General features: G+C 66.4%; 10 protein-coding genes. 4 read left to right on the top strand and 6 right to left on the bottom strand.

Annotation, left to right across the window (positions count from 1 at the left end):
- Positions 1-141 precede the first annotated feature (141 nt).
- Positions 142-1,059 (top strand): AEC family transporter, encoded by a 918-nt coding sequence (locus F6X61_RS26455; protein ID WP_153789241.1) that lies wholly within the window; start codon positions 142-144, stop codon positions 1,057-1,059.
- A 48-nt stretch (positions 1,060-1,107) separates the two neighbouring features.
- A complete protein-coding gene (locus tag F6X61_RS26450; protein ID WP_153789240.1) occupies positions 1,108-1,719 on the top strand; it encodes a cell wall hydrolase in 612 nt (203 codons plus the stop codon).
- Positions 1,720-1,872: 153 nt separating this feature from the next.
- Here F6X61_RS26450 and F6X61_RS26445 read toward each other — a convergent pair whose 3' ends face one another.
- Entirely contained in the window at positions 1,873-4,041 is a 2,169-nt protein-coding gene (locus F6X61_RS26445; RefSeq protein WP_153789239.1) for a TonB-dependent siderophore receptor, read from the bottom strand.
- Positions 4,042-4,299: 258 nt separating this feature from the next.
- On the opposite strand from F6X61_RS26445, the gene F6X61_RS26440 reads away from it, so the two are divergent.
- A complete protein-coding gene (locus F6X61_RS26440; RefSeq protein ID WP_153789238.1) occupies positions 4,300-5,163 on the top strand; it encodes a CAP domain-containing protein in 864 nt (287 codons plus the stop codon).
- Here the strand turns inward: F6X61_RS26440 and F6X61_RS26435 are convergent.
- The 5 genes from F6X61_RS26435 to F6X61_RS26415 form a co-directional block, all read right to left on the bottom strand.
- On the bottom strand, positions 5,160-5,912 hold the full coding sequence (locus tag F6X61_RS26435) for a helix-turn-helix transcriptional regulator (protein ID WP_153789237.1): 753 nt from the start codon (positions 5,910-5,912) through the stop codon (positions 5,160-5,162). The genes F6X61_RS26440 and F6X61_RS26435 overlap by 4 nt on opposite strands.
- A 77-nt stretch (positions 5,913-5,989) precedes the next feature.
- Positions 5,990-7,498, bottom strand: coding sequence for an MDR family MFS transporter (locus F6X61_RS26430; protein WP_153789236.1), 1,509 nt, complete (start codon positions 7,496-7,498; stop codon positions 5,990-5,992).
- A complete protein-coding gene (locus tag F6X61_RS26425; protein ID WP_153789235.1) occupies positions 7,495-8,607 on the bottom strand; it encodes an HlyD family secretion protein in 1,113 nt (370 codons plus the stop codon). The genes F6X61_RS26430 and F6X61_RS26425 overlap by 4 nt, the downstream gene beginning before the upstream one ends.
- A gap of 120 nt (positions 8,608-8,727) precedes the next feature.
- Positions 8,728-9,600, bottom strand: a complete 873-nt coding sequence (locus F6X61_RS26420) for an alpha/beta fold hydrolase (RefSeq protein WP_153789234.1) — start codon at positions 9,598-9,600, stop codon at positions 8,728-8,730.
- Positions 9,601-9,622: 22 nt separating this feature from the next.
- A complete protein-coding gene (locus F6X61_RS26415; RefSeq protein WP_153789233.1) occupies positions 9,623-10,243 on the bottom strand; it encodes a LysE family translocator in 621 nt (206 codons plus the stop codon).
- A 176-nt stretch (positions 10,244-10,419) separates the two neighbouring features.
- Between F6X61_RS26415 and F6X61_RS26410 the strand changes: the two genes are divergently transcribed.
- Complete coding sequence (locus F6X61_RS26410; protein WP_153789232.1) at positions 10,420-10,899, top strand: GNAT family N-acetyltransferase; 480 nt, start codon at positions 10,420-10,422, stop codon at positions 10,897-10,899.
- Positions 10,900-11,004: the final 105 nt, after the last annotated feature.

The raw sequence follows: 11,004 nt of genomic DNA, 5'->3' as shown, positions 1-11,004 counted from the left end.
GCTCCCACAGGGCTCGCGCAGTTGCTCCCACGCCGTAAGGGTCGATGCAGTTTTTCTCAACGGTCACTGCAGAAAACAGCGTTTTTTCTGCTCACTCCCCTCCGCTACCCTGTGCCGGTACCCGACCACGGACTGCCGACCATGCTCCACCTGCTGCTGACTACCCTCGTCCCGATCATCCTGCTCATCGCCCTGGGCACCTGGCTGCGGGTGCGCGGTTTTCTCGCCGAAACCTTCTGGCCCGGCGCCGAGCGCCTCAGCTACTACGTGCTGCTGCCGTCGCTGTTCCTGCACGGCCTGGCCACCGCCAACCTCGACGGCGTGCCGGTACTGGGCATGGTCGGCGTGCTGATGCTCTCGACCCTGCTCGGCGCCCTGCTGCTGGTGCTGTACCAGGGCGCAGCCAGCCATGACGGCGCCGACTTCACCTCGGTGTTCCAGGGCGGCGTGCGCTTCAACAACTACATCGGCGCCACCTTGGCCGCCGGGATCTACGGCAGTGCCGGGATCGCCCTGGCGGCGGTGGCCAACGCGGCCATCGTGCCGCTGGTCAATCTGCTCTGTGTACTGGTGTTCGCCCGCTTCAGCGCGCGCCACAGCTCGCCGGCCACGGTGCTCAAGGCGATCTTCGCCAACCCCTTGATCGTCGGCTGCGCCGGTGGCCTGCTGCTGCGGGTGAGTGGCCTGGGTTTGCCCGTGGGGCTGGAGCCGACCGTCAAGGCGCTCGGCCAGGCCGCCCTGCCGCTGGGCCTGCTGTGCGTCGGCGCGGCCCTTGGCGGCGCGCGCCTGGGCCAGCAGGTGAAACCTTTGCTGGCGGCCTCGCTGTTCAAGTTCCTGGTCATGCCGCTGACCACCTGGGGCCTGTGCCGGCTGCTCGGCCTCGGCGGCCAGGCGGCGGTGGTGGCGGTGCTGTTCCAGGCCCTGCCGACCGCCTCGTCGTCCTATGTAATGGCCCGGCAGATGGGCGGCAACGCACCGCTGATGGCCACCATCATCGCCCTGCAGACCATGGCCGCCGCCCTCACCCTGCCGCTGGTGCTGAGCCTGACGCTGAGTTGAGTCCGCCCGGCTAGACTGTGATCAGCCCCACCACTCGGAACCTCGACCATGCGCCTTTCGTGGATGCTGCTTGGCTTGTCGCTGACCCTGCTTGCAGGCCCGCTCACCGCCGCCGACAGCCAGAAGGCCGCCGTCGCCGAAGACAAGGCGCAGGTGCTGGAGGAAAAGGTGGTGGAGGACGCGCCGCCACCGAAAAAAGCCGAAACCATCACCCCCACCGAAGTGCAGGCGGTCGACCCGGCTGGCCAGGCCCCGATGGACGACAGCATCACCTGCCTGGCCCGCACCATCTACTGGGAAGCCAAGGGCGCCGACAGCGAAGACATGAGCGCGGTGGCCAGCGTGGTGCTCAACCGCCTGGGCCATGACGGTTTCCCGAACACCATCTGCGGCGTGGTCAAGCAAGGGGTGGAGAGCAAGAGCTGCCAGTTCTCCTGGTGGTGCGACGGGCGCCCGGATCAGGTAGAGGAGGAAGAACGCTATGGGGTGGCCAAGGAGATCGCGCGCAAGGCCCTGAACCAGCAGCTCAAGGACCCTACAGGCGGTGCGCTGTACTTCCATGACCGCACCGTGCATCCCGACTGGGCCAAGACTTACCGCAAGACGGCACAAACCACGCACTTCCTGTTCTACAAACCGAACCAGGCACTGGCGCGCTAGCCGATGGCGCCGGTGAACTTGTATTTGTGGGAGCGGGTTAACCCGCGAATGCGATGGTGAAGCCATCGATGCTTTCGCGGGTAAACCCGCTCCCACATGTACTGCGCTTTTACAGCAAGAAAGTTGCCGCCACAGCTGGCGTTGCTCCGGAGACTAGAAATCAATCGTCCCGGAGAACTTCACCAGGCGCGGATCACCCTGGGTCAGGTAGCCGCCATTGGCCGACGCCCAGTAGTTCTTGTCGGTCAGGTTCTCCACGTTCACCCGCAACGTCAGCGCCTTCTCCTGCAGCTTGAAGCGATAGCGCGCACCGACGTCGAAGCGGTTCCAGGTCGGCAGGCTCAAGGTGTTGCCAGGGTTGGCGTACTGTCCGCCGGTGCGCAGCATCCGCGCATTGAGTGCCACGCCCTCGAGCCCGGGCACGTCCCAATCGACACTGGCATTGAGCTGGAAGGTCGGCACCCCGACCGCGTGGTTGCCGTCGTTGTTGCCGCCCTGGGTCTTCTTGAGTTCGGTATCCATACGCGTGCCGCCGGCCATCAGGCGCAAGCCGGGCACCGGCTCGCCGAACACACTCAGCTCCAGGCCCTTGTTGACCTGCTCGCCATCCTGGACGAACACGTTGCCTTCGACAAAGCCGTCGGTGGGCCGCTCGATGCGAAACACCGCCAGGTTGGCACCAAAGCGCTGGTAGTCGAGCTTGACCCCGGCCTCCACCTGCTTGGTCTTGGCAGGCGGGAACACTTCGCCCGCGTTGATCACCTGCCCCGAGGCCGTGGCGCCCTGGGCCAGCCCTTCGATGCGGTTGGCGTACAGCGAGATCGACGAGTTGAGCTTGTAGACGATGCCATACACCGGCGTGGTGACCGCTTCGTCATAGAACGCATTGCGCCCGGTATCCGGGCCAGGGCCGTCATAGGCATAGCCCTCGACCCGCAGCTGCTGGCGCCGCACGCCGACGGTCAGCAGCAGGCTGTCGTCGAACAGGCCCAGGGTGTCGGACACCGCGAGGCTGCGGTTGCGGGTCTTGCCGGTCACCCCAGGGTCGTCCAGCTTGCCGCCGATGAAGGTCGGGGTGGTTGGCTTGGGCAGGGGGTCGGTGTGGTAGATGTTGGTGTCTTGCGAGTTGTAGAAGACGAAGGCGTTTTCCTGCTGAGTCCAGATGCTCGCGGCCCCCAGGTTCAGCTGGTGGCTTACCGGGCCGGTCTGGAAGCGGCCGTTGATGCCGCCCATGACGGTGCTGTTGTCTTCGTTGTGGGGGATTTTCGAGCCGCCGATGGTCGCATCACCCGTAGCCGCGTCGTTGAGGATCGGCGTACCGTAGAAGCCGTTCTCGTGGGTGTGCTTGATACCACCGGCCAGGTAACCGCTCCAGTTGTCGTTGAAGTCATAGTCGCCGCGGACCATGCCGAAGGTGTCCTCGGTCTCGGTCCAGGCCCAGTCCTGGCCATAGTTGTGGCTGGCGTCGGGGGCATGGGGAATGTCGCTGAGCCCGGCGCCGAGGCGCACCGAGTTGCGCATGTGGTTCACCCGCTGCTTCTGGTAACCGAAGTCGCCGGCAATGCGCAGCCTGTCCCCTCGGTAGTCCAGCCCGGCGACGAACAGCTTGCTGCGCTGGTCCTGGTCGTCGACCGCCGTCTCGCCCTCGCGCTGCGACAGGTTCAGGCGTACACCGAAACGGTTGTCTTCGCCAAAACGCTGGCCGATGTCCAGGTGCTCGCCGAGGCGGCCATCGCTGCTGATGTCCTGGGTGTAACGCCGGGTCGGGGTATCGCCGGCACGCTTGGGCTGCAGGTTGACGTTGCCGCCCAGGCCGGTGCCGGTGGGGCTGGCACCATTGAGGAAGGCGTTGGGGCCCTTGAACACCTCGACCCGCTCCAGCGCATCGGTCGAGATCATCTGCCGTGGCAGCACGCCGTACAGGCCGTTGAATGCCACGTCGTCACCGTTGAGCGGCAGGCCACGGATGACGAAGACCTGCGACTGGTTGCCAAAGCCGAACGACTGGCGCACCGAGGGATCATTGAGCAGCACGTCGCCAATGTCCTCGGCCTGCTGCTCCTCGATCAGCTGCGAAGTGTAGCTGGTCAGGATGAAGGGCACGTCCATCATGTCCTGGTTGCCCAGCACGCCCATCTGCCCACCACGCGCCACCTGGCCGCCGGCGAAGGCCTCGGGCAACTGGTTGGCTGGTGCCTTGGCGGCTTCGGCATTGATGGCGGTGGGGTCGAGCACGATGGCGCCGTCGGCGCCATGGGCACCCACGGCAACGGAACAGCACAGGGCCAGCAGGGTCGATTGATACGGGCAGGAATGCGCCATGGAAGGCTCCCGGTCTGAGGGTCTGCGCCTTCCTGGCGGATGAGAAGCATAGAGTTACTGAGTACTGTTTCTAGTCGACAACGGGAATTATTACCAAAGGATCGCACTTTCTTGCCGACCGGCGGTCTACTGCCTCTTTTGCCTTATCTCATCGAATGATCGAGGGTTCACAACCCTGCACATCCTCGGGCCAAAAGCCCTGCGCTTGTGTAGGATGGGCAGCGCACAAGCAGACGCTGCCAGTACAGGGAGATCCACATGCGCGTCCCATCCGTTGCCTGCCTCTTCGGCCTGTCGCTGGGCCTGCTCGCCTCGACCGGCGCCCAGGCCATCACCGGCGAAGAAGCGCAACTGATCGATACGATCAACGTATACCGCAGCCAGCCCCAGCGCTGTGGCGGCGAAGCCTCGCTGGAGCTGCCGCCGCTCAACAGCGACACCCGCCTGGCCCTGTCGCCGGAAGGCACCCGCGACCTGCAGCAGGCCATGAGCCGCGCCGCCTACCCCATGGTCAACGTGCAGGCCATCAGCCTGTCCGGGCCACGCGACGCGAAGGCGGCAATGAAAGCCATCGAAGAAAGCTTCTGCCAGGTGGTGCTCGACCCGCAGTTCGTCGACATCGGCGTGAGCCAGGAGGGCCGCGACTGGCGCATCGTGCTCGCCCGGCCATTGCTCAGCGGGCGCCTGGGTGACTGGCAGGCCGAGGGGCAGAAGCTGCTGCAGGCGATCAACGCCGCACGCGGCGTACCGCGCCAGTGCGGTGGCCAGCCCTTCCCCGCCGCACCCGCCTTGAGCTGGAACACCGTGCTGGCCGGCGCCGCCGCCAACCACACGCGCAACATGGCCAACCAGAACTTCTTCGACCACATCGACCGCGACGACCGCACCCCGGGCGACCGCGCCGAGCTGGCCGGCTACAGCTACCAACAGATCGGCGAGAACATCGCCGCCGGCAGCGATACCGTACGCAAGGTGGTCGATGGCTGGCTGGCCAGCCCCGGGCATTGCGCCACCCTGATGAACCCGGACTTCCGCGACCTCGGCGCAGCCTACGCAACAGACCCGAAAAGCGACGCCGGGATCTACTGGACCGGGTTGTTCGGTACACCGCAAAAGGACTAGCCCGCCTCGCCACCCCGGCCAAAGTAGACCGACGGCGAAACCCCCAGCGTGCGCCGGAACATCGCACTGAACGCGCTGGGGCTGTCATAGCCCTGGTCCAGCGCCACCTCCAGCACCGATTGCCCGGCCGCCAGCGCATCCAGCCCGGCCAGCAGGCGCATGCGCCGCAGCCACTGCACCAGGCTCAGGCCAGTCTCGCGCTGGAACGCGCGGGTCAGGGTGCGGGCATTGAGCCCACAGTGCGCCGCCGCCCGGGCCAGGCTCCAGTTTTCTGCCGGGGCCAGGCGCAGCGCCTCGCACAGCGCCTGCAAGGCCGGCGAGCGTGGGCTGGGCACATGCAGGGCGGCCACCGGCAACACGCGGATCTCGTCGAGGATCAGGTGCATGATCCGCGCCTCGCGCCCATGGGGCGGGTGATCGGGCGCTATGTCCATGGCCCGGATGATCAGCTCGCGCAGCAGCGGCGAGATCTCGATCACCTGGCACTGGCGCGGCAGGTCCGGGCGCGCATCAGCGTCGACGAACAGGGTGCGCATGCGCACCACGCCGGCCATCCGCAACTCATGCTCGCTGGCCGCCGGCACCCATACCCCACGCCCGGGCGGCACCACCCAGCTGCCCTCCCGGGCAGTGACCGTGATCACGCCGCTGATGGCGTGGATCAGCTGCGCGCGGTCGTGGCAGTGCGCAGCGATGTGCTCGCCGTGGCGGTAGTTCTCGGCGAGCGGGAGGATGATCGGGCGGGGCATGGTGGGTGTTCCGCAGTCAGGGAATGTCCATAGTCGCAGGCTGCCAGGGAAAATTCACTGGATGGGTAAACGAGCTGTCAACGGCTGCGCAACAGCAACGCCGCCAGCGCGCACCCCAGCAACGCCACGCAAGCCAGGAAGAACGCATCCGAGTAAGCCATCAGGTACGCCTGCTCGCGTACGCTGCGGTCGATCAGCGCCAGGGTTTGCATCACCTCGGGCGACTGCGGGTCGACCATCCCGCCCGGCAGCCGCTGCTGCAACGCGCCGTCGAACAGCGTCAGCCCCTCGCCGATGCGCACCGAATGGAAGCGCTCGCGCTGCGACACCAGTTGCGTCAACAAGGCCGTGCCCAAGGCGCCACCCAGGTTGCGCAGCATCGAGATCAACGCCGAGGCCGAGCCGGCCTGGGCCTTGTCCAGGCCTTTGACCGCCAGTACCGACAACGCCACCATGATCAGCGGCTGGCCGATGCCGCGCACCACGGTGGAGGGAATGATCACATTGCTGCCCGCATCCACCGTCAGTTGCGCGCCCAGCCAGCAGCCCAGGGCCATGATGGCGAAACCGCCGGCCACCAGCAGCTTGGCGTTGAGCCAGCGCATCAGGCGCGGCAGCAGCGGCGCCAGCAGCAACTGCACCAGGCCATAGGCGATCAGGCTCTTGCCGATCTCGCTGGCACTGTAGCCCTGCACCAGCGACAGGTAGTTGGGCACCAGGAACACCAGGCCGAAGGTCGCCGCACCGAACACCGCCATGGCCAGGCTGGCGACACCGAAGTTGTAGCTACCCAGCAGCCGCAGGTTGATGAACGCACGCCCACCCCAAAGCTGGCGCTGGATGAAAAGCGCCAACGCACACCCGGCGACCAGGCTGAAGGTGATGATGAAGGGCGAATCGAACCAGTCCTTGCGCCCGCCCTCCTCCAGCACGATCTGCAGCGCGCCCAGGCCCAGCGCCATGGCGGCGATACCGAGCCAGTCGGCCTTGCGCAACGCGCCGTGATCGCCGGCCTGGCGCCTGATCGACCAGGCCACCGCCGCCAGCAGGGCGATACCCGGCGGCAATTGCAACAGGAAGATCCAGCGCCAGGTGTACAGGTCGGTGAGCCAGCCGCCGATCGATGGCCCGGCGGCCTGGGCCACGCTGTTGGCCAGGCTGAACAGCGCCATGCCCAGGGGCAGGCGGCTGGCCGGCAGTTCGGTGATGATCAGTTGCATCGACAGCGGAATCAGTACCGCGCCGGAGGCCCCCTGGATCACCCGCAAGCTGATCATTGCCGCAAGGCTTGGGGCCAGGGCGCAGCTGACCGAACTGGCCAGGAACACCATTGAGCCCACCAGCATCACCCGGCGCAGCGAAAACACCTGCACCAGCCAGGCGGTCAGCGGGATCATGCTGATCTCGGCCACCAGGTAGGCGGTGGAAATCCACGACCCTTCCTCGAAACTGGCCCCCAGCGCCCCCTCGATTTCCGGCAGCGCGGCGCTGGTGACATGCACGTTCATGCCGGCCATGAAACAGCCGAACAGGCCGCCGACGACCGCCACCCAGGCGCGCAGGGAAACCTTTTCTTCAACGTTCATCGGGTATCCACCGTGGCGATCACCGACATGCCCGGCAGCAGCCGGGGGGCGTCGCCCGGCGACGGCTCAAGCTGTATTCGCACCGGGAAGCGCTGAACGATCTTGGTGAAGTTACCGGTGGCATTGTCCGGTGGCAGCAACGCGAACACCGCGCCCGAGCCAGGCGAAACACTGTCGACCGTGCCACGCCAGTGCTGGCCGAAGGTATCGATTTCCAGGCTGACCGCCTGCCCGGGGCGCAGCCGCGCCAGCTGGGTTTCCTTGAAGTTGGCCACCACGTAGGCCTGCGCCACCGGCACCACCGCGAGCAGTGGCAGCCCAGGGGTGACGTACTGCTGCTGGCGCACCTTGCGCTGGCCGACCACGCCATCGAAGGGCGCGCGGATCTCGGTATCGGCCAGTGCGCTACCGGCCAGGGCAGCTTCGGCGCGGGCCTGTTCCAGATCGGCCTGGCGCTGCTGCAATTCGGCCTGCAACTGCCGGCGCTGCTGGGCCAGCACGGCCTTGCGCGCATGCTGGCGGGCCAGCTCGGCGGCGGCCGCGTGCTGCAGCGCACTGGCCTGGATACGCGTGGCGCGAGCCTGCTCGGTGCGTTGCACACTGACCGCCTGGGACGCGGCCAGGCGCTGGTAGCGCTGCCAGTCGGCCTCGGCACGCTGGGCCTCGCCGCGGCTACCGAGCTGTTCGGCGGCGGCACGGGCGATCACCTGTACCTGCTCGTCCTGTTCAGCGGCGAAGGTGTGCAGGCGCATGCGCTGCACCTGCACCGCCGCCTCGCTCACCGCCAGGCGTGCTTGCGCCTGGCGCAGGCGCTCGCGAAAGTCGCGCGGGTCCAGGCGCACCAGCAGGTCGCCGGCCTTGACCTGCGCGTTGTCGGCCACCAGCACATCGGCCACGTAGCCACTGACCCGGGCACTGACCGGCGCCCAGTCGGCGCGCACATAGGCGTCGTCGGTCTGCTGCAGAAAACGTGCATCCAGCCACCAGTACGCGCCGTAGCCGAGTACCGCCAGCCCCAGGCCGCCGCACAGGCCCAGGCGCAGCCAGCGTTGCCGCCGCTGCTGCCGTTCGAGGACCTGTTGTGAGTCTGGGCTGACCGCCTGGTTCATGATTGGGCTCCATCCGTTTTGGGGGAGCGCCAGCGTAAGGAATCTGCGCTTGTCGTTCGCGCGTGAATCGGCAACCTATCGTCGCGAAATGGACACCACAACCCAGCGACAAGCCGGCCATCAGCCCCCTAGAAACGCCACGACCTGCTCCGCCGCCGCTGCCGGGTCTTCCTGCATGAAGCAATGCCCACCCGCCACCTGCTGCGCACTCACCTGATTGTTCAGCCTGGCCAGGCGCTGCACCGAGTGGGGCACGAACGGATAAGTGTGTTCACCGTAGAGGATGCGTGTGGGGGTGTGGATGGCCAGCAGTTGCTGCCACATGCGCGCCGGGAACGAACTGAAGATCTCCACCTCGCGGCTGGGCCGGCACTTGAGCACCACGCCTTCGCCGCAATCGCCGATGGCATGCTCCACATAGGCGTGCAGCGCGGTTTCGCTCCAGCCCTTGAAGATGCCGCGCCCCTGCAGCGCGGCCAGCGCGGCCTGACGATCCGGCCAGTGGCTGCGGCGGGTCGCGGCCTTGCGCGCCAGGGCGTGACGCCGGTGCAGGCCGACCAGCGCGGCGGCGCCCATCACCCCCAGCATGCGCCGGCTGAACAGCACCGGGTCGAGCAGCACCGCGCGCTGGAACAGTTGCGGTTGGTCGGCCAGGATCAGGCCGGTGAGCACGCCGCCGAAACTGTGGCCGACGGCAAAGCGAGGCACGTCGCCGTATTCGCCACGCCCTGCCTCGAACGCTTCCACCGCCAGCGCCGCCGTGCGGTTCCAGCCAACGAAGTTGCCGCCGTGATCACTGTCGCCATGGCCCTGTACATCGCTCAGCCACAGGTCGAAGTGCTCCGCCAGGCGCAGCAGCATGGGCTGGTAGGCCAGGCAGCAGAAGCCGTTGCCGTGCAGGAAATGCAGCAAAGGCCGGCCACTGGGCGGCATGCGCCAGCCGCGCAGGGTGAAGCCTTCGGCGCACTCATGGGACCAGGGAATCAACTCCATCTATTTACTGCACTCGTCGGTTCTAGGAAAACGACGATTCTACAAACAACAGCGGATACAGCGAAATCACCAACAGCACGGCCATCAGGACATTGAACAGCACCACCGCACGCGGCTTGCGCAACAGGTTGCGCAAGGCACTGCCGAACATCACCCAGACCCCGACGCTGGGCAGGTTGACCAGGCCGAACACGGCGGCGATGACGATCACATTGAACACATAGCCTTGGGCCGGGGTGTAGGTGGTGATCGCCCCCACCGCCATCACCCAGGCCTTGGGGTTGACCCATTGAAAGGCTGCTGCGCCCCAGAAACCCAGGGGCTTGCGGCTGCCGGCAGTGTCACCGGACATCGGCCCGGAGGTAGCGATCTTCCACGCCAGGTACAGCAAGTAGGCGGCGCCGGCATAGCGCAGGATGCTGTACAGCGGCGGCCATGCCTTGAACACCTCGCCCAGCCCCAGGCCCACCGCCAGCACCATCACCGCGAAGCCGATGCTGATGCCCAGCGCATGGGGGATGCTGCGGCGCACACCGAAGTTGACCCCCGAGGCCAGCAACATGGTGTTGTTGGGGCCGGGGGTGATGGAGGATACAAAGGCGAACAGCACGAAGGCAGTGAGCAGGTCGAGCGAGGCAAGCATGGCGGCAGTCTTCCGGGTTTCTCGTTATGTATTGCCACACAGTAACGGAGCCGTGCAGCGGCTAACCGGTACAGTTAAGTAAAATTGCATGAATACACTCTACTGAACTGGTCGTATCGCTTCTGTGCCAACGGGCCAGTACGATGGCGACAGCCCATACACAAGGAAGCCCAACCATGAGCCTGACCATTCGCCCTGCCGTGCGCAGCGATGCCGCGCAAATCCTCGCCTTCATCACCGAGCTGGCCGACTACGAGCGCGCCCGCCACGAAGTGGTGGCCAGCCTCGCCGATATCGAGCACAGCCTGTTCGATGAAGGCAGCACCGTGCGCAGCCTGATCTGCGAGCGCGAAGGCCAGGCCATCGGTTTTGCCGTGTACTTCTACAGCTACTCCACCTGGCTGGGGCGCAACGGCATCTACCTCGAAGACCTGTACGTCACCCCACAGCAACGCGGTGACGGCGCCGGGCGCACGCTGCTGCGCCACATTGCCCGGGAGGCGCTGGCAAACAACTGCGGGCGTCTTGAATGGAGCGTACTGGACTGGAACGAGCCGGCGATCGGCTTTTACCAGTCGCTGGGCGCTGAGCCGCAGGCTGAGTGGATTCGCTATCGCCTGGACGGCGAACGCCTGCGCCAGTTCGCCGAGGGCTGAAACGCGACTGTGTAGGAGCAACTGTCTTGCATCAAATCTAAAATCTGGCGCAGTCCCTGTGGGAGCGGGCTTGCCCGCGAACACCGGCGCAGCCGGTGCCATCCA

The sequence above is a fragment of the Pseudomonas sp. EMN2 genome, assembly GCF_009650555.1.
GTDB classification, from domain to species: domain Bacteria; phylum Pseudomonadota; class Gammaproteobacteria; order Pseudomonadales; family Pseudomonadaceae; genus Aquipseudomonas; species Aquipseudomonas sichuanensis.
This window is presented reverse-complemented; position numbering and strand designations above follow the sequence as displayed.